The sequence below is a fragment of the Levilactobacillus yiduensis genome (assembly GCF_024718525.1).
Classification (GTDB): Bacteria; Bacillota; Bacilli; order Lactobacillales; family Lactobacillaceae; genus Levilactobacillus; species Levilactobacillus yiduensis.
Genome location: NZ_JAMXAZ010000004.1, coordinates 55961 through 76562 on the forward strand (window position 1 = coordinate 55961; position 20602 = coordinate 76562).

The window sequence follows — 20602 nt, forward strand, 5'->3', positions numbered from 1 at the left end:
TAGCGGGGACTGGCCACCTACCGTCCGCCAAATATGGGTCGGAGCGCGGTGGGCGGACTCTCGGCTACTGGTGTGCTTGCCAATAATAATCGATTTATCCTTCAATCGTTTGCCGACAGCCTTAAATAAATTGCACATAGTATTGATATTTATTCATAGGTGTTATTTTTATAAAATTATTGATATATCGACGTTTATAAATATCATTATAAAAAGAAAATTTGTGTGCACCAACTGCGAGAATCCCTGTAAATCCAGCACTACCAGTCATATTTCGAAGAATCCCGTACAATTTTAGAAAATTAAGTTGTACCCCGCTTTTCGCCATGCTATACTAAATCCAACTTAAAAAGTTTCTGGGGATACCGTTAAACGGCACGAGAGTAAGTTGTGAACTTTGACCCATTGAACCTGTCAGCTAATACTGGCGTAGGGAGGAACGCACGGATGCTTCATCTGGCGGCAACGACTCCCCAGATGAAGCTTTTTTGTTCAAGAAAGGAGGCTGTTATGGCACGTAAACTCTATCCCTTAGGCAGTCTCGTGATTCTCCTCGTGACTTGGCAACTCGCCGTGACGCTCTTTCAAGCGCCAGCGTTCATTTTGCCCAGTCCCGTTGCCGTCATGCAGGCGCTTCAAGTTGATGCTGGCGGATTACTAGCCAACTCCTGGGTCACGCTTTACGAATCACTGATTGGCCTGGGGATTGCCTGCGCCCTGGCCTTCGTGACGGCGCTGGTCATGGATCGCTGGCAACTAGTCCACCAATCATTTTACCCACTGCTGGTCATCTCACAGACGCTCCCCGTGATGGTTCTGGGCCCGCTACTGAGCCTGTGGTTTGGCTTTGGCATCACGCCCAAGATCATTCTAGTCATCTTGATGAGCTATTTTCCCATTATCGTGGCATTTTCGGAGGCGCTGGGGAAGGTCTCAACCGAACAGATTCGCTTCTTGCAGACCATGGGCGCCAAGAGCTGGCAGGTCTATCGCATTCTCAAGATTCCCCAAGGCATGCAAGGCTTCTTCGCTGGCCTACGCATTGCCGCCACATATTGCGTCAGCGGCGCCATCATCGGAGAATGGCTCAGTGCCGAAGCCGGCCTGGGCTACTACATGATTCGGGTGAAGAACGGCTACCAAATCGACAAGGTCTTCGCCGCCATTTTCTGCGTCATCATATTAAGCCTGGCCCTCAATGGGGTCACGCAAGTCCTACAAAAAGGCTACTATCGCCTATTAATCCAAGGGAGAAAATCATGAAATTATCCAAGCTCTGGCTTCTCGTTCCTGTACTGCTATCGCTTACGGCCTGTGGCAACAGCCAAGACAAGGCCGCTAATTCCAAATCAGCTAAGAAATTGACCAACATTTCCATCGTGTTAGATTACGTCCCCAATACCAACCACACCGGTCTGTACGTGGCCAAGGACAAGGGCTATTTCAAGGATGCCGGTCTGAACGTGAAAATCATCGAGCCCGGTGACAACGCGACTAGCATTGGAATGGTCGGCGCCAACAAGGCCCAATTTGGCGTGAGCTACCAAGAAGATGTGACTTACGCCCACGCCGACGGTAAGAATATTCCAGTCAAGGCGATTGGGACGATTTTAAAGCACAACACGTCCGGCTTCGTCTCCAAGGCCAACAGTGGCATCACCTCACCCAAGGACTTCGCGAACAAGACCTACGCCGGCTGGCAAACACCGAGTGAAGAGGCCGTACTGAAAGCCGTCATGCGTAACGCTGGCGTTAATCCGAAATCCCTGAAGATTGTGGGCGCGACTGGCGACGGTCCCAAGAGTCTGGGAAAGAAAAACGACATTCAGTGGTGGTTCCAAGGCTGGGACGTGATTCGCGCCAAAAATGACGGTATCAAGGTCAATTACATGCCACTACGCAAGTTGGACAAGCGGCTAGACTACTACACACCGGTCATCATCACGAACAACACCCAGCTACAAAAGAATGACAAGATCGTCAAAGCCTTTATGGCGGCCACGAAGAAGGGCTACCAAGATGCCATCGCTCATCCCAAGGCTGACGCACAAATCCTGCACAAGTACGCCAAGGACAGTGACCTCAGTTTCTTAGAGGACTCGCAAGCCTTCCTGTCCGCCAACTACACGGATAACGCTACGAAATGGGGCCAAATGGATGCCAAAGTTTGGGACAACTACACGGGCTTCATGAAAGAATATGGCCTGATCAAGAAGGCCATCCCCGCCAAGACGCTCTACACCAACCAATACGTCGGTGACTAGCCATGACCATCACGCTTGAACACGTTGCCCTTACGCTAGACGACTTAGAGATCTTACGCGACGTGACCGCCACGATTGCGGACAACAGCTTCGTTTCGCTGATTGCACCCAGCGGCGCCGGCAAGTCGACCCTCTTGAAATTATTGACGGGCTTATTGACGCCGACCGCGGGAACGCTAACCGTGGCAAACCAGCCCATTACTGGGTTGAACACCACGTTCAGTTACCTGCCGCAAACGGACATGTTGTTGCCCTGGTATGACGTGGACCAAAATATCACGTTGTACCAGCGCATCAATCATCTCCCTATCGACCACGACCGCGTGACGGAACTGTTGACGCTGTTTGGCCTGGTGGACTACCGCCATTTTCTGCCCCATCAGTTATCTGGTGGCATGCGGCAACGGGTCGCCCTGTTGCGGACCATGTTGAACCCGGCGGACTACCGCTTGTTAGACGAGCCGTTCGGCGCACTGGACGCCATGACGCGGGGCTTGATGCAAGACTGGCTATTGAGCCTGCCGGCGGCGCTTCAAAAGACCACCCTGCTGGTCACTCACGATATTGAGGAGGCCATTTACCTGTCGGACCGCATCTTAGTTCTATCGGCACGACCGGCTCACTTGATTCGCGACATCGCGCTGACCCCCACCACTCGTGACCGACAATGGCTGGCGACCCAAGCGCCACTCAAGGCCGAGATTTACGACCTGTTGCGTGGCGACGAACAACTTTAAAACGTTAAGCAAACGAAGCACCTGGGCTGTCCACTCCCGGGTGCTTCGTGTCTACATATTATTCATCACTCAGCGAACGAATCGCTTTGGCCGGCACGCCACCAACTAACGTGTTCGCCAGCACATCCTTGGTGACCACGGCGCCGGCCGCAATCACCACGTTATCTCCAATCGTAACGCCTGGCATAATGGCAACCTTCCCGCCAATCCAGACGTCGTTGCCAATCGTCACGGGAGACGCCTGGGCCAAATAGCCACGCCGACCCGTGGGCGTCAGGGGATGATTAACCGTGTAAATGTCCACGTTGGGGCCAATCATCACGTGGCTGCCGATGGTCACGGGCGCAATGTCTAAAATCGTCAAATTGTAATTGCTTAAGAAATCTTCGCCCACATGAATATTTCGCCCGTTATCGCAATTAAACGTAGCTTGCACGGAAACCCGGTCGCCGTGACTGCCTAAGATTTCTTTGATCTTAGCGGTCTGAGCCGCCGGATCCGTGGCGGGAATCGCATTAAACTCTTGGCATAGTTTAGCTGCTCGCGCCTTTCGCGCCGCTACTTCATCATCCAGGAAATAATACGGTTCCCCAGCATCTAATTTTTGTAAGTTTGTCTTGGTCATCGTCTTCACCTCATCATTAAGCCTAGCACTTCGACGTTGGTTTAAGTCAAGAGTCGAATATTAAATCGATTTCCAAAAGTTCTTTTTAAATTCTTCATCATTGATATTTTCTTTGGGAAAGGTGTTAAAGTTCTCGCTAAATAGCCGCTGATCAACAAAATGACTAACTTTGCGCATCCTAAACTGTTTGGGTGACAATCCTGTCCAAACCTTGAACTGACGACTAAAATTAGCTGGATTCTTGTATCCAAGAATCGTACCAATTTGATTAATGTTAAACTGCGGTTTCAGTAATAATTGTTGGGCAATTTCTTGTTTGATGTCCGAGAGATAGGATTTGGGAGATGAACCATAGTACGTCTTAAACAAGCGAGAAGCATACCCAATACTTAGATTTAATTGACTACAGATATCAGCAATCACGTTTCCACTCTCTAAACCTGTAATATTATCAGGACTGCTAATGGCTTGATCAACCTGTCGTTGCATAGTTTGTTTAATATACACACGAATCATCTTGGCATACTGCATTGTTGAAAGATTCTTAATATGTGAAGTTCGCTTCACGCCTTTATATAAATCTAGGATGATATGCGATAACAATAATTGTAACTCCATCTTATCTGTAAAGTTATAGTGTTCATCTGCGGTGGCCTCCAGTGGCCATCCTTCAGACAATTCAGGTATTTGTGAATTTGCTGAATCTTCTGCCAGCCTTGCTGGTAACAGACCAATCATACGATCCATATCGTCAGTCACATTTTTAGTGATTGTTTCTCCTCTATGATAAACGATTTTAGAATTGGCAATCAAATGTTCTTCAAACGTTGGCTCATCCAAATCAAAATGAAAGCAAAAATATGTTAAGTTATTTATCGCCCAGACATGATGTAGCGTCCCTGGCGAAATAATTGCAAAGTCTCCCTTTTCCAATGAATAAGTATATGGACCACAATCAATGCCTTCCGTTCCATTGACAACATAAATCATTTCAAAAGCCGCGTGTCTTTCCTGCGGATAATCCCAATTAGACCCGACATTCTGTAAATGAGCACCAAAAAAGGTGTAGTTCCAATTAATAATTGGTAATCTACGTGCGCGTCCCAAAAGTTTTGCCATCTGTAAAACATCCCTTCGAAAAACAGTAACGATGAATCTACTTTAAAAAAAGTCTGAACTTTCATCCATCTTTTTTTGAAAAAAAGCTTCTAATGATAATTAAAAATCAAATTATGATATAAATATCGTTTTCAGATAAATAAGTGCAGGGTTCTCATATGTTTTCACAAAAACAAGCATGGTATCCTTTATTCGTCGACTAAAGCGCTTACATTAACGTATTCGTTAGCAATTTTTCAATTTTACTTGTAGGGCCTACTTAATTCTAGCATATTTTTACCAATTTTAAGAAAGAAGGACCATTATGTCTAAACAAAAACATATCTTATTTGGTGCCGCCTACTATAATGAGTATCAACCAACACCCCGGTTAGATGAAGATTTCAAGATGCTCCGTGAAGCCCACATGAATGTTATTCGAGTCGGTGAAGGTAGCTGGTCACATTGGGAACCTGAAGATGGTGAATTCAAACTTGATTGGTTACAACCAGTCCTTGATAAAGCCCAAGATAACGGTATTGACGTTATCATTGGGATGCCAACCTTCTCTATTCCTCAATGGCTAGTACGTAAGTATCCTGAAGTAGCTTTGCATGACCAAGACGGCAACGCACATAACTTTGGATCACGTGAAGAACATAGCCTTAGCCATCCCGTCTTTCAATTCTATGCGCGTCGCATCATCAAAAAGATTGTTGAACGCTATGCAAATCATCCAGCAGTTATCGGTTGGCAATTACATAACGAACCTGGATTGTTCATTAATTACTCTCACGATGCCTTTGAAGGCTTTAAAGACTATCTTCGGCATAAGTATCAAACCGTTGAAAAGCTTAATAAAGAGTGGGGATTAGTTTACTGGTCTCATGAATTGTCTACTTGGGATGACCTATGGAAACCTGAAGGCAATGCTCAACCTCAATATGACATTGATTGGCGTCGTTACCAAGCATCCTTAACCGATAATTTATTACACTGGCAGAGACAACTCATTAAGTCAATTGCCCCAAGTAATCAATTTATTACGGTAAATCTGGCTTTGGGACGCGATGCCTTAAACGAAGAGCTTTCTGGAAAACAATTGGATGTCGCTTCAACCGATTTATACTTCCACATGCAAAACGGTATGCGTTTACCTAATCCTGAAGTTCCCGGAAATTCTTGGTTTACTACTGGCCCTAGCCAATTGGCTCTCCAGGCTGACCGTTCTTATGCCGTGAAGCAACAACCATATTACGTTGCTGAAACTGATGGTGGTCCTATTGGTGGTGCTGGTGATAATTACCCTGGCTTCCATGGGCAATGGAGGCAATCCGCTTGGCAGTTTATCTCCCGTGGGGCCGAAATGATTGAATACTGGCAATGGCAGCAACTTCACTTTGGAACCGAAACTTACTGGGGTAGTGTCATTCCACATGACCGTAAGCCAGGACGTGTCTATCACGAATTAGCCGACCTTGGTGCGGAACTTGAAAGTGCCGGATCAACTGTTACTGACTTAAAACCAGACTCAGATATCGCTATTCTTTATTCTGTTGAGTCTCGTTGGGGACTGTCATTTGAACCTTACACTTCTGAAAACGCAACTTCCGATCCACATAAGACTCGGAACCCAGAAGCATTTGACCACATGCTCTCAGCCTTCTATGATGGCGCATTCGTTTCAGGTCGCCAAGTCAATTTAGTTCACGACTCACAGCTAGTCAACTTGGAAGATGGCACACAACTTCAAGACCCAGCGAAATTCGCAACAAAGAATCCTATTTTATTAGCTGCTGGTGTTTACATCAGTTCTGATGGCTTATTGGATTGGTTACATCAGTACGTCGCTGCTGGTGGACACTTGATTCTTGGACCTCGCTCTACCTATGCTGATAGTTTTGCTCGGGCTCGCATGGAAACTAAACCATCCAAATTAGTTGATGAAGCAGGCGCATCCTATCAAGAATTCTCAAATTTGCAAAATACTGTTCCAGTCGTTGGGACTAAGGAAATGCCCGTTCGTCAAGGATCAGCTGCTACAGAATGGATTGACTGTCTTGAAAAACAAGGTGCACAAACCCTAGCTACCAGTGATGATCCGCACTTCAAACAATTCCCGTTAATCACCAACAACCAATCTGGCAAAGGCCAAGTCACTATTGTTGGAACCGTACCAAATAAAGAATTAGCCGCCTCAATCTATGACTACTTACTGCCAGAAGAAAAATGGGTCACTAATCACGAAACTGTGACACATTCCTCAGCCGTTAACGGCGCAGGTGAACGACTTCACTTTCTCTTTAACTGGAACTGGCAACCAGTCAGTGTTGACTTGCCAGTAGCCTGCACACTCTTAAATACAACCAAGTCAGTCAATAAGGTCGACTTAGGTGCCTGGGATGTTGTCGTTTTAAAAGAGGACAAATAGACTCGTCAGATTCGAGGGAAAAATATGACAAATTCTTCTACATCAACAAATAAATCGTTACTTCCTTGGCAAACGCCAAATGATGACCAACAAAAGAAGTTTCCAGTACGGACAGCCTTTGCTCTGGCTATCGGGGTCGTTTTATGGCTAGGTCCTTACCTAGCTTTGGTCGGCGTCTTAGTTCCCCAGCAAGTTGCTAGAATTGATCCAGGTCAAAAGACCCAAGCAATTGCGCTTATGTCAACTGTGGCAATGATTGTCTCAACTATTGCCAACATTATTGAAGGTGCCTTATCCGATCGGACGCGTTCCAAATGGGGTCGCCGGACGCCTTGGATTGTTTGGGGATCTGTCGGTACTGCTATCGTCATCCTGTTCTGGGGAAAATGTACAACTATCTGGCAAGTTGTCTTATCAGATAGTGTCTACATGATTTTCCTAAACATGATTGTCGCACCTTTGATTGCGGTCATTGCTGACCGAACTTCTCCAAAGTACCGTGGGACAATCTCTAGTGTTTATGCTCTGGGGTCAGCCGCTGGTCAATATGGTGGTCAGGCCTTCGCCTCCCTGTTCCTACCTGTGCCTTACACTGGATTCATTGTCATGGCTGCACTGACCCTATTCTCTGGTCCAATCGCTGCATTAATCTTGAGAGAAAAATCGACCAAAGACATGCCAGTTGACAAAATCACCATGAAAAATTTCTCACAGAACTTTGCGTTTCCAACTGAAGGTGCACATGACTTCTATCTAGCTCTGTTTGGTAAATTGTGCATTCAGACAGCGTCATTCGCCATCTCTGGATACCAACTGTATATCCTGACTGATTACATTAAGTTACACGGTGGTACGCTACAAAGCTATGTCACCATGATTTCAATGATTCTCATGATTACAGCAATCGTGCTCTGTATCTTTGCTGGACCACTTTCTGATAAGCTAGGTCGTCGTAAAATGCCTGTTATTTTTGCTGGTGCCCTAGTTGCCATTGGATCATTAGTCCCAATGTTCTCAACTAAAGCCTGGATTATGCTTGTCTATGCTGCTGTTGTCGGTGTTGGGATGGGGATGTACAACTCCGTCGACCAAGCCTTAAACATCGAAGTTCTGCCTGATCCCAAGACAGCCGCTAAGGACTTAGGATTGTTAAACATGGCAAACAATGGTGGCCAGGTCTTCGGACCAATCTTCTCAGCTGCAATCATCGGCATGGTCGGTTACCATGGTATCTTCCCATTGGCTTGTGCAATGGCTGTTATCGGTTCAGTCTTGATTATCTTCATTAAAGATGTTAAATAGTTTACCCCCGGAATATTAATCAATATATCTAGAGTACCCGATTAATCCTATGATTACTGGGTACTCTAGTTTTTTTGGTCTCACCCACCAGGTGAGACCAAAAAAAGGTTAAAAAAAGAACCCCACAATGGTATTGTGAAGTTACCACACAAAACAATAATCAAAGGGGAGTTCCTAATGACTAATATACTCGACCGTAGCCTAGACTTCAATTCTAATATTTCTTTTTGTGACGATGGCACTCAACTCACCATTTTTTGATAGCGCTATTATTCTTTTAATTCAAATACTGATTTTTAAACAGTTTTATGCTCATTGATCATCAGAACCATACCAGCTCCTAACAATCCAACAACTGCTAGGACCGGTAAAATTGGCATGTAGTTTTTACCAACCATATCGAAGAGAATTGCGCCCAAGACTGGCGCTAAAATTTGAGCACCCGTGTTAGCAAGGTTCAAAATACCCAAATCCTTAGCTGCAGTTTCCGGATCAGGTAAGACTTCCAGGTTCAACGCTTGATCAACCGAACTGAAGATACCAGACCCGGTACCAGCAATAACACCATACCAGATCATTGTGACAGGACTCTTGAAAATAAATGGTAAAACTGTTCCAATCGAAATCAACAAGGCAGCAAAAGCTACCACCCATTTCCGCGTCTTCAATTTATCTGAGACAGGACCCGCAGTTGATGAGAAGATAATGGCGGTAATCATTGTCGCGGTTCCCATTAAAGAAATGTACTTCCCTGCTTCTGAACTCCCCAAGTTCATCCCGCTGGTTAAGAAGAAAACTTGATACGTCGCAAATGCCGTGGTTGTAATCACAATCAACATTTTTCCAAACAATGCTAAATAGAAATTTCGAACCTTGTGAATTGGAAAAATGAAAGCTCTAACAAAACCACTCAGGTCTAGTTTTTCCTTAGGCATCCCCATGCTTGAGGGTTCCTTTAATAAGATAGCTGCCACTGGACCAGACAAGAGAATCAAGAATGCAAAGACAAAGTAACCCGTATTGATAAGGCCAGGGTTCGCATTACTCAAGAAGCGTCCCCCAACTACAGGCCCGCCATATTGACCAATGACAAAACCAACTGCATAGATTGAGGAAATAGTCCCTCGATGCATTGGTGCAACCTGGTCAGCAATCACAGCCAGTAGTGGTGCCACAATCATGTTGATGAATGTTTGAATCCCACACCATAGCAAAATGAAGATTGGTAACTGTTGTTCAGTCTTAATCAATCCTAGCCCAACCATAACGGCCGCCGTTAAGAATGACCCTACAACAATCCAAGGTGTCCGCCGACCCCAACGAGAGTGTGTGCGATCTGACAAGGCCCCAATAATAATCGTCGTTAACGTAGAGACCACGGCACCAATAGTTCCTAGTATGGCCAAGAAACTATTAACCTTTGAACCGGCACCACCCATAATATTGGCCAACTTAGCTGGATTCAAAATTGAACTGACCCCGTTAAACGGTCCTAACCAAAGTAATACGCCAATGGCAACGGCAATACCCACCCGTACCGGGACTTTAGGTTGCTGCTTATCCGTAAAACTTGCATGCCACTCCTGACTTGATTGCTTATTTTCCAATTTTATAATCTCCCTTTTGATTACTTAATCTCAAAGACTTTTACGGTCCACGGTGCTAAATTAAACTGCTCATTCTTAACACATTGCAGGCTTTCATAAATTTCTGTTCCTGCTTGCGATTCAAACGTAGCCTGACGTTCTTCATTTGAATAGTTAAAGTAGAAGTCTAACACGGTCCCCTCTTGTGTAATCAATTGTTTATTAATGATTGGGAACTCTTGTTGCTGACGGTCTGACCACAGCCCACTTTGCTTTAAAACATGTCGATACAAAATCATTAATGATTTTTCATTGAGATACGTTCCTACGTAGAAGGCTTGTCCCTTCCCAAAGACATTTTCAGTAATAGCAGCGTATTTTCCCCAATACGGGTGATTATAAGTTGCCAACGTCTTCCCGGTTGTCGGTGTTAGTAGCTCAGCCCAGTATTTAACTGGTTGATCTTGTAAGGACACTAATTCGCCTTGACCAGAAATCGTCATATTGTTTTCTGGCTTGTCTACTGAAAAGTTCCGGTCAGGCTCAACAAACAATTCATATTCAGCCCCAACGGCCGTTGAAATTTTAGCAGGCTGTACATCCGTCCGTACCTTAACATTTTGGTTTGTAAATCCAGACCGAAATGAATAAAGTACCGTACCACCCTGCTTCGTAAACTCGTTGAGCTGTGCTAGTTGATCATCTGAAACTGAATATAACATTGGTACCACTAGCAAATCATAATTGTCATTGTTAATTCTCTCATCGCTGACTTCTAAAATATCGGCTTCAACATTCAACTTGTACAATGCGTCATAATATGAGCGAAGGACATCGTTGTATTGATGCTCATTAGTCCGATCAAATGCTGTATTCTTATAAGGGAACCAGTCAATTGAACTGAGTGCTTGATTGCTGACAATGAACGCCACACGATTATTCTTATGAGTATTCGTAAAGAGTGAACCCTTATCAGCCAGCTTCTTACCAATCTCAGACGCCTCGCTATAAACTGGATTTGGTTTAAAGTCTTGACTCAGTAGACCCTTCCAGTAAGTTTCATACCCATTATGGGTTGAATGCCAATGCCAGTAACTAATCATATTGGCACCAGAAGCAATATGTGAAAACGCTTGTAATTTTAGTTGACCAGGATACGGCACCCAGTGTTTGAATGCCTGTGCTTCGGTTTCCATAACAATATAGTTACTATCCTTGGTTGATCTAGCGAAATCACCCGCGAAAGCAATTTCGATTCCAGTTAGATTATCTTGACTGGGGTGATAAACATCTACAGCAGTAACATCTAAATCTTTGGCCTCATCAAAATGATTAGCATCTGGCTGCAATCCGTATGAGTATCCACGCCATTCTAAATCAAAATTATTCGTAATAAACTGATTATCATGACGATATTCATTCACTAATCCAACTTGCCACTTAATATAACTAGTCGACAAGGTACGCTTAAATTCATCAAATGCGGTACCTAAGCTACCATTGATGGTCGTATTAACTGGCGGGAAATCTTCCCAAGCGTTGATTCGGTTGCTCCAATAATCCAAACCATACGCTGAGTTCAACGCATCCAAATCACCATGAAACTTTTCTTTTAACCATTTCTGAAAAGCCACATAAACGTTATGGCTACTGGTATCGAAGTGCTTTGTTTCATTATCAACTTGGAAACCAATAACATTGGCCTTATCTACTGTACGGCTAATAATTTTCCGAATAATCTTTTCCGCATGCAATCGGAAGGCAGGGTCCGTAATATCAAAGATCTGCCGAGCACCGTATTCTTGCTTACCAGACTTATTGGTAATCATAACTTCAGGATATTTCTTCGCTAGCCAAGTTGGAATCGCGTAAGTTGGTGTTCCCACAATAACTTGGATTCCTGCTCGACCCATAGCATCCACAACTTTGTCTAGCTTGCTAAAATCAAATACACCTTCTTGCGGCTCATAGGTACTCCAGGTACTTTCACCAATTCGGACCACATTGATATTTGCTGCTTTCATCATTTTAATGTCTTCAGCCAACCGATCATAAGGAAGATATTCATAGTAATACGCTGCACCATATAGGAATTTTTTAAAGTTCAAGTCTAGCCACTCCTTAGTTTCGTTTCCAAGAAAACGCTTTCTTTTATTGACCTAAGTATCACAGTTTTCTTCACGATTGTATATGTGGTAATTTATCTTGAATTTATCCAAATATGATATTAAGATTGAGCTTGAGACCGGAAACCGGCTTAGAAAAGAGGACTCACTATGGATTTTCTGAAGAATGCTAAGCGCCTACCCGTCCTAGACTGGAACTTAACTTTTTTTGGTGCACATGAGCAACAGGTCACCGACGACTGGGCTGTCCCTATTGAAAAACATTATGCCTTTGAATGTATTTATGTGCTTGCAGGGACAGAATTTTTAGATATATATGGCAAGACATACGACTTAAAGCCCGGCGATTTCGCACTGATTCCACCAGAAGTCCTCCACCGCGTTTGGGCTGGTCATGCCCTAACCTATTTTTGCTTCCACTTCGACCTAGATGATCCAACACTCAAGGCCCAACTCATTGAAGGTCTAGCCTATCATTATCCTAAAAACAGTCATTTTACTGGGTTACTAACTCCTCATTTGAATAAAATTGATTCTCTTATTTCTGACAAATCTTACGACTTCGACACTAAAATGATTATTCAAATCGAACTATCTAAAATGCTTCAAATCTTTTTCCAAGATACCAAGAAGAGTCGCCGAAACAGCGAAACAAGTACTACTGAGTACGCTCGAATTATGGCTGATTACTTAAAAGATCAGCTAACTAGCCAGGTCTTAAACTACTTCAAAAATGGCTACATGGCTGAGGGAACTTTAGTCGAAGTGTCTCAAGCTATCAGAAAGGTTGGTTTTAGCGATGGCTACGGTTTCCGTATCTTTAAGAATACTTACGGTATCTCACCTAGGGAGTATTTATCTAAATTAAAAATAAACGAAGCCAAAAAATTACTCACTAAGCCCCAATACACCATTAATGAAATTGGTAACGCCTTAGGCTATAAAAACGTTGCTAACTTCAGCCGTCAATTCAAACGTTGGACTCAAACCACGCCTTCAGAGGTCCGTAAAAACGGTAGAAGATTAAAGTGGTAACATCATTTAAGGATAAATTTTAGAAACATTTGGATACAACAAAGGCCAGGTCATCCGCGCACCAACGCAAACGACCTGGCCGTTATTTATAAAATTTCAAATCCCTAAGCCATCCAGCCACCAACGCTCAACACGCTGACTTGGCCAGCAGGCGTGACTTTCACATTGTACTTGTAGCCTTGAATGTCGAAGTCGGCCTGGGCCTTGAACGACAGGCTCTTGGTTGGCGTTACCGCGGCAGTACGGGTCACTTTCCCCTTTGAATTTCGTTGGGTCAGCTTCACAGCCCGGCCGTCTTGATAATCGTAAATGGCCGTTTCGCTGTTCTGCTGCAAAAGCGTGACACGTTGCACTTGGCCCGCCTTGAGTGCCACCCCGACCTTTACGTGACCAGCCTTATCCACGGTCGTCACGGCCGTACTGTCGGCCGCCAGGTTACGGGTCAACTCGCGTTTCAACAAGTCTGGGTACTGGCCCTTGATGACCGCGCGCTTCGGCAACCAGCCAATCGCTTGGCCCGTCGCCGTTTCAAAGTACAGATACTGGTGATTGTTCCGCGTCTTCAGTGACTGAATCGCGTACAGCGTCCGATAACCATAAGTATGGCCGTAGTGATTGGCCGCCGTCTTCCCCAGCGTCTTAGCCGGCATATCCCAAAAGTCGTCATGCGTCGTTGGCATCCAGTAGGCCGTCTTCTTGACTGCTTTCATGCTGGTGATCTGCTGCTGGAATTTCAGCTTACTTAACGCCACGTAGCCCCCGACCAACGTTTTCTTGGTCTTGGATGGATTGGCCACAATCGTCCCGTGAGGCAACTGCTTGGCACTAACCAAAGCCAGTCGCACGTAACGACGACCATTTACCGTCATTACCTTATCGACCGTCCACTTTTTGGTGGTGCTTTGGTCAGTCCCCAACACTTTACTGTGCTGATAGGCCGCCCGTGGATAGCTGTAAACTTTGGTCCCTTTCGCCTTAAACGTAAACACGCGCTGTTGCGGGTATGCGGGCAACTTGACCCGTTTAGCCGCCTCAGCCGTTACCGCGCCGCCCCAAAGACTCAGAGCAACCCCGCTTGCTAACACCACTTTGATCCACTTCATGATGAGCTCCCCCCTAGTTGGTTCACCTGACTAGCGCCGCCGTGTTACAGGTTTTGACCCTTTTCCCAAGCCGTCTTCGATAATAACAGCCCGTGCTTGACCAAATCGTCAAATAACTGGTGCGTCCGTTTGGAGACTTCCCCGGCTGTTTCCGCATTACTTGCAGTCAGGAAATTCGTCGCATCACCAGTCATCGCTGCGTCAGTCGCAGCCACCCGTTGTCGGGCATAAGATTGACACCCTTCACGGAAGGCATTAACCGCTTCTACATATTCATGAAAATGTGGTTCAATAATAACAGATAACGTCTTATTTAGCCAGTAAACGTTCTCCACATCGACCGCCGTCGTGGTGTTCTTGTAATCCTCCGGCGTGTCGTTGATGTTGGTGAAGAATGGGACATAGGGTGCATAAGCGAAGAAGCCCATGGCGATCCATTGAATCGCAGCGTGGTCGGCTGGCACATCATTTCTAATCTGCAGGATCGACGAGCACTGGTTCCGGTCCATGGCGATTGGCCGATACTTCTTTTGGTCATCAGCCGAGCCGGACGCGTAGGTGCCAAATGGGTCGTACTTGGTGCCGTTGTAGTGAGAAGACAGGAAGAATTCCACGTCTTCGATGGCAATCTTCTTGGCTGGCTTCCGCGCAAACGGCATGTCTTGATCCGTTGGGTCTTGGTCGGTGATTTCTGGGTTGAACAACTTCTGACCGTACCAAGTTCGCGGCGTGTTGTAGTACGCGTCGTCTTCCCCGTGGGTCCCGAAGATTTCCCGGAAATTAAAGTGACCAGGTGTCGGGTTCAAATGGTACTTCTCCACAAAGTTGACCAAGTCCGTGGCCACTAAGAAGTTGTCGGTGTCGTTCAAGTCGACCTCTTGCATCAGCGTCTGGTTTGGCGCAATGGCGTAGCAGTCTTCTGGCAAGCGCATCGCTGCCCAGTGATGACCGCCGGCGGTTTCTAGGTACCAAATTTCTTCGTTATCGTTAAAGGCAATACTGTTGCTTTCGCCCGTCCCGTACTTTTCCAGCAGGGCACCCAAGCGTTGGGCCCCTTCCTTGGCACTCTTGATGTACGGCAAAACCAGGGTGACCATGGCTTCTTCGTTCACACCATCGTCAACCAGCGGGTCATAGCCCAACACCCGCGCATTGGTTGCCGTGGTTTCCGTGGCGCTCATGCCGACGTTAAATTCATTAATGCCGGCTTCTTCGTACTGACCATCACTTTGATCAGCCTGTGGCGTGCCGGTGTAACGGTAGGCGTGGTCGGGTAAGGGTACGGTAACGCCGGTAACTGCCGACGTGAAGGCTTTACCCGCCTGGTCCGTTGCTGGGTGGACCACAAATTTAATTGGATTAACTGGGCCGTAACCATCCTCGTTACGCGCCACAATCGTGGAACCGTCCATACTGGCGGCTTTACCCACTAAAATCTCGGTACAATCGGAACTTTTCTTCAACATTTTATGTTCCGCCCCCTTTGCTTACCAGTATAGGATTATCAGGTGCTAAGGGCTAGGGGTTTCGCCGAAATATTAAAAAATTATGTGAGTTCTTGCATTTTACTTACCGAACCGCTGCGCACCTTCTCAGCCACACGCGGTTTCTCGCCTAGTTGGGTGGGCGGTTAGCACTTAAACTTTTTCTAAAGATTCGCGTTAACAGGTCACAAATTACTGGCGCCTTTCGTTTGTATTAGTAAGGGCTGCATTAGCGCGTCGATTCCCGGAACGACAGTATTCTGACCACTAAAATTAGTGAAACCAGGAGCCTGCGTCAGCCAGGGTTCCGCCTGCTCTGGGGAACACCTCCAGCCTGAGGGGCGGTTTTCCGGTTCGCTTGAAAGCCTGGCTACCTCCGGCAAGTTAGTGCTTATCAGGAACACTGTGTTGGACCTAAAGTTTAGTTGATAAGTTAACTGCTATCAGGGGGTTAAATCGATTGTTGTTGGCAAGCACTTTTTGTAGCCGGTAGTCCGCCAAATATGGGTTCAGCCGTGGGAGTTCCCTTAGCGGCGCGATTCATGCAGCTTAGGAAACTGGCGGCTTTGAGACGCGACCTTTGGCTCAAAGGCGAGGCGTCGAGACCGCACTTTGGCTCGACCCGTCCGCCCACCGCGTTCCGACCCATATTTGGCGGACGGTAGGCGGCCAGTACGGACAAAGTTGCAGTCAAAGACTAATTTTGTCACCAAGAGCAGTCAAAAAGCCACCACCCGCAAAAGACAGGTAGTGGCTAATTTAACACCGATTAGAAGCTCCGCTGTTCGCGGGCAACCGTGCTGTTGTCGATGCGACGCCGGATGGCCTTCACGATTTCCGTGACGACTAAGACGACGGCTCCGGCCATGATTGGGATGCCCCAACCATAGAAGAAGTTGACCGACGTGGTGTGGAACACGCCTTGCATGGCTGGCCAGTAAATGATCATGGCCTGCAGCAAGAGCAGGATGCCGACGATCAGGAAACTCATTTTATTTCTGAAGAAGTATTTTGACAAGACTGGGTGGTCATTTTGCAGGTTGAAGAGGTAGAAGATCTTCCCGAAGATGATCACGTTTAGCGTCATGGTACTGCCGATAACGGCGGAGAGGCCTTGGCCCGTTAAGAGGTCGTAGGCAAACATCCCCAGCCCGGAGATCAGCAACGACACGTAGGTGACTTCCGCCACATCCCATCTGGACAGGATGCCTTGCGTCACGTCCCGTGGCCCCCGGCGCATGATGCCACTTTCGGCGGGTTCGAAGATGAAGGCAAATTGAATCGTCAGGGCCGACACCATGTTGATCCACAACAATTGTGTTGGGAACAGCGGCAGCTCTTGGTCCATCAGGATACTCAAGACCACGATCAACCCTTCGGCGAAACTCGTTGGTAACAAGAAACGAATCGTCTTGCGAATGTTATCGAAGACGTGGCGACCTTCTCGGACAGCCCCCAAGATTGAGGTGAAGTCGTCATCGGCCAGCACCATATCAGCGGAGTCCTTGGCAACGTCGGTCCCCCGAATCCCCATGGCAACCCCGATATCGGCCTGCTTCAAGGCGGGCGCGTCGTTGACCCCATCCCCAGTCATGGAAACCACGTGACCACGAGACTGTTGGGCCTTCACGATGCGCAGCTTATCGGCCGGCGTAGTCCGGGCAAAGACGGTGTACTTATCAATTTGTGAAGCCAATTCCGCATCGCTCATCTGGGCCAGTTCTGGACCAGTGATGGCACGGGCCTGTTCAGACAAGTTCAGCTGTTGGGCAATCGCCGCGGCCGTTTCCGGGTCATCCCCGGTGATCATCTTGACCTTGATCCCGGCGTAACGCAATTGCCGCACAGCATCGGCGACACCTGGGCGTGGCGGGTCAATGATTCCGGCCATCCCGGCCAAGTGGAAGTTTTCACCCACTGGCAGGTCGTCGACTTCGTCCGCATCGGCCGCTACCGGTTGATACCCCAGCGCCACGACCCGTTTACCTTGTTGGGTCAGCTGAGATAACCGCGCTTGCCAAGCATCTTCGTCGACGGCCGTCCCGTGTTCACGCATCAGGCGCGTCAACGTTTGCGGCGCCCCCTTGACTAACAGGTAACGTTGGCCGTTATGGTCGACCAGTCGCGCTGAGTACCGGATAGCGGAGTCGAAGGGCAGCGAGTCGATCTCTTGGGGATCCGGATCTGCGCCAACCATCTTGTGGTACAGCGCCGTCAGCGCCCCATCGGTCGGTTCCCCGGTCAGGACCCATTGGCCATCTTCCTCATGGAATTCGGCGTCGGAGGTCTGCCCAGCAATTTGGACCAACCATTCCAGGTCCGCGTCGGCTTGCCAATCAACGGCTTGGTCTTCATCATTTTGAATCTGACCGTCCGCATCGTAACCCACGCCAGACACGGTATAGGTGTCCTGCGGCGTTAAAATATCGGTCACGGTCATTTCGTTTTTCGTCAGCGTCCCGGTCTTATCGGTGTTGACGATATCCACGGCCCCCAGCGTTTCCACTGCGGGCAAGGTCTTGACGATGACGTTTTGCTTGGTCATCGCTTGCGTCCCCATGGCCAGCACCACCGAGGTACTAGCGGGCAGGCCTTCTGGCATCGAGCCCACGACCATGGTGATAACGGCAATCAGTAACGTTGGCAGACTGTAAACGTGGGTCCACATCCCCAGCAGGAATAACAGGACCGCCGCAATTAAAATGGCGATGGATAACCCGAGTCCCAAACTGTTTAAGTTCTTCATCAACGGCGTTTTTTGTTGCTTGACCTCCGCGACGTTTTGTTGGATGTGCCCAATTTCGGTTTGGGCCCCGGTCACCGTCACGATACCACGACCGGAACCATTCGTGACTGCCGTTGAGGCAAAGGCTTGGTTGGTCCGTTCGGCCAGTGGCAAATCAGCCACCGCCAGCGGGTCCTCACCCTTCTCAACGGAATCGGTCTCACCGGTCAAAGCCGACTCTTGGATTTTTAAGTTATCCGCGTCGATCAGCCGCAGGTCAGCAGGGACAGTATCCCCGGCCTCCAACTGAACGAGGTCCCCGGTCACCAACTCACGGGCTGGCAGTGTGACTTTTTGGCCATCCCGAATCACGACGGCCTCTGAGACCAGCAGGGCTTTGATGCGGTCCAGCGCATTATCCGCTGACCGTTCCTGGAAATACCCAATGAAGGCGTTAGCGACGATCACCAGCCCGATAACGATCGAGTCGGAGTAGTGGTGCATGAAAAATGTCATCAGCGCTGCGGCCGCCAAAATGTAGATGATGGAGTTGTTGAATTGCTTCAAGAAACGCAACAGGTTCGATTGCTTCTTAGCAGTCAATTCGTTGGGACCATTGGCCTTCAGACGCTGTTGTGCCTCGGCCGTGGTCAAGCCATCTTCTGCATTGGTATCAAAATCAACAAGTAAGGACTCAGTCGAGCGCTGCCACAATGGCGTCTGCTGGCTGGGTCCAGGGTCAGTGGTTTCTGCTTCGGTTGTGGTAACGGTTGTTTTGGGGTCTTGTGCCATGTAAATAAAACTTCCTTTCTATTAGTAAATCGTCAAATTAGCGGTCAGGTATGGGAAATGCAGCATACGGTTGGTGCAAAGCGTCCACCTCCAAATCTCATTTTTAGTTAATTAATTTTACCAATTTTCTCATCAAATTGCATCCCATTAGAGTCGATTGCAACATAATTTTAATAATAGGGTAAATGGCTAACGGTCGCAATCAAGCGAAAAGTTTTGCTTTGCGGCCCAAATCGTTTACTATAATCAATGACTAACCCTATTTCTAGGCACTTGACCTTATTTACAAAGATAAGAAGGATGATCAACATGAAAGCTTGGACCATTACGGGGCCCGCACCCCACACACTGGCTGACCTCACGCTAACTGACGTGGCCGAACCCACTCCGGGCGACACCGAAGTCAAGGTCTACGTACGTGCCGTGGGCCTGAACCCCGCCGATTACAAGGTGATTGAAGGTAGTAACACCACCGAACCACGCGTGGTCGGCATGGACTGTGCCGGCGAAATCGTCGCGGTCGGCGCCGATGTGGCCAATTGGTCGGTGGGTGATCGGGTCATGTACCACGGTGACCTTCGCCGCGCCGGCAGTTTGGCCGAATTCACCGTCACCACGGCGCTGAGTCTTGCCCCGATTCCCAGCAACGTTAGCTTTGAGCAGGCAGCTGCCAGTCTTTGCGGCACGCTGACCGCCTACCAGGCCCTGTACCGCAAGGCCAATTTGTCCGAAGTTCCAACCGTTTTGATTCACGCGGGCGGCGGGGCCGTGGGCTTGGCCGCATTGCAATTCGCCCGCGACTTACACTTGCGAACGATTACCACGACCTCCGCACGTAAACGGCCACTGGTCGAACGCGTCGGCGCGGATACCATCATCGACTACCACCAAGAAGACGTCACCACTGCGGTCCTGGCCGCCACGGACGGCTTGGGCGTCGGCCTGAGCCTCAACACGATTGGCGGCGAAGAACTGGCCGCCGACGTGGACCGAATGGCCTACAACGGCCAGATCATTGCCATTGGTGATGGTATGCCAGCCCACATGGACCTCGACAGCAAGGCGCTGGGCCTGACGCGATCCGCCCTCGGCGGCGTTTACCGGTCGAAGAACCCAACAGAAATCGCTGACCTGGGCTTTATGGCCGGCGTGGTCGGTCAAAAGCTGGCCACCGGCGAATTTGACCCCGTCATTGACCGCATCCTGCCGTTCGATGACGCGGCTGAGGGACTCCGCGTTCTTCAGCGCGGCGAGAACCTCGGGAAAATCGTGGTTAAGGTGGACTAAACGTAGC

General features: G+C 47.9%; 14 protein-coding genes and 1 riboswitch. Of the genes, 7 read left to right on the forward strand and 7 right to left on the reverse strand.

The window, feature by feature from the left end; translation table 11 throughout:
• The first annotated feature begins 347 nt into the window (after positions 1 to 347).
• Positions 348 to 453, forward strand: a riboswitch (TPP riboswitch).
• Positions 454 to 510: 57 nt separating this feature from the next.
• The 3 genes from NGM66_RS03520 to NGM66_RS03530 are packed head-to-tail and all read left to right on the forward strand — an operon-like array spanning position 511 to position 3001.
• Positions 511 to 1263: an ABC transporter permease gene (locus tag NGM66_RS03520; RefSeq protein ID WP_208907473.1), complete on the forward strand. Its 753-nt coding sequence runs from the start codon at positions 511 to 513 to the stop codon at positions 1261 to 1263.
• Positions 1260 to 2264: an ABC transporter substrate-binding protein gene (locus NGM66_RS03525; protein ID WP_208907472.1), complete on the forward strand. Its 1005-nt coding sequence runs from the start codon at positions 1260 to 1262 to the stop codon at positions 2262 to 2264. Before NGM66_RS03520 ends, NGM66_RS03525 begins: the two co-directional genes overlap by 4 nt.
• 2 nt (positions 2265 to 2266) lie before the next feature.
• Positions 2267 to 3001, forward strand: coding sequence for an ABC transporter ATP-binding protein (locus NGM66_RS03530; protein WP_208907471.1), 735 nt, complete (start codon positions 2267 to 2269; stop codon positions 2999 to 3001).
• Positions 3002 to 3059: 58 nt separating this feature from the next.
• Here NGM66_RS03530 and NGM66_RS03535 read toward each other — a convergent pair whose 3' ends face one another.
• Together NGM66_RS03535 and NGM66_RS03540 are read right to left on the reverse strand one after the other, a co-directional pair.
• Positions 3060 to 3626 (reverse strand): sugar O-acetyltransferase, encoded by a 567-nt coding sequence (locus tag NGM66_RS03535; RefSeq protein WP_208907470.1) that lies wholly within the window; start codon positions 3624 to 3626, stop codon positions 3060 to 3062.
• Between the two features lie 60 nt (positions 3627 to 3686).
• On the reverse strand, positions 3687 to 4745 hold the full coding sequence (locus NGM66_RS03540; protein ID WP_258115392.1) for an AraC family transcriptional regulator: 1059 nt from the start codon (positions 4743 to 4745) through the stop codon (positions 3687 to 3689).
• A gap of 304 nt (positions 4746 to 5049) precedes the next feature.
• Between NGM66_RS03540 and NGM66_RS03545 the strand changes: the two genes are divergently transcribed.
• Positions 5050 to 7155, forward strand: coding sequence for a beta-galactosidase (locus tag NGM66_RS03545; RefSeq protein WP_208907467.1), 2106 nt, complete (start codon positions 5050 to 5052; stop codon positions 7153 to 7155).
• Positions 7156 to 7179: 24 nt separating this feature from the next.
• Positions 7180 to 8457 carry an MFS transporter gene (locus NGM66_RS03550; RefSeq protein WP_208907466.1) on the forward strand — a complete coding sequence of 426 codons (1278 nt, stop codon included), beginning with the start codon at positions 7180 to 7182 and terminating at the stop codon, positions 8455 to 8457.
• A 296-nt stretch (positions 8458 to 8753) separates the two neighbouring features.
• Here NGM66_RS03550 and NGM66_RS03555 read toward each other — a convergent pair whose 3' ends face one another.
• Positions 8754 to 10064: an MFS transporter gene (locus NGM66_RS03555; protein WP_208907465.1), complete on the reverse strand. Its 1311-nt coding sequence runs from the start codon at positions 10062 to 10064 to the stop codon at positions 8754 to 8756.
• A gap of 20 nt (positions 10065 to 10084) precedes the next feature.
• Positions 10085 to 12151: a beta-galactosidase gene (locus tag NGM66_RS03560; RefSeq protein WP_208907464.1), complete on the reverse strand. Its 2067-nt coding sequence runs from the start codon at positions 12149 to 12151 to the stop codon at positions 10085 to 10087.
• Between the two features lie 168 nt (positions 12152 to 12319).
• On the opposite strand from NGM66_RS03560, the gene NGM66_RS03565 reads away from it, so the two are divergent.
• Complete coding sequence (locus NGM66_RS03565) at positions 12320 to 13204, forward strand: AraC family transcriptional regulator (protein WP_208907463.1); 885 nt, start codon at positions 12320 to 12322, stop codon at positions 13202 to 13204.
• 104 nt (positions 13205 to 13308) lie between these two features.
• On the opposite strand, the gene NGM66_RS03570 is transcribed toward NGM66_RS03565, so the two are convergent.
• From NGM66_RS03570 to NGM66_RS03580, 3 genes are all read right to left on the reverse strand, one after another.
• Positions 13309 to 14307, reverse strand: coding sequence for a GW dipeptide domain-containing protein (locus tag NGM66_RS03570; protein ID WP_208907462.1), 999 nt, complete (start codon positions 14305 to 14307; stop codon positions 13309 to 13311).
• Positions 14308 to 14351: 44 nt separating this feature from the next.
• Complete coding sequence (locus NGM66_RS03575) at positions 14352 to 15770, reverse strand: C69 family dipeptidase (RefSeq protein WP_209280008.1); 1419 nt, start codon at positions 15768 to 15770, stop codon at positions 14352 to 14354.
• 790 nt (positions 15771 to 16560) lie between these two features.
• Positions 16561 to 19308 carry an HAD-IC family P-type ATPase gene (locus NGM66_RS03580; protein ID WP_208907460.1) on the reverse strand — a complete coding sequence of 916 codons (2748 nt, stop codon included), beginning with the start codon at positions 19306 to 19308 and terminating at the stop codon, positions 16561 to 16563.
• Positions 19309 to 19608: 300 nt separating this feature from the next.
• Between NGM66_RS03580 and NGM66_RS03585 the strand changes: the two genes are divergently transcribed.
• Entirely contained in the window at positions 19609 to 20595 is a 987-nt protein-coding gene (locus tag NGM66_RS03585; RefSeq protein WP_258115393.1) for a zinc-binding dehydrogenase, read from the forward strand.
• Positions 20596 to 20602 lie beyond the last annotated feature (7 nt).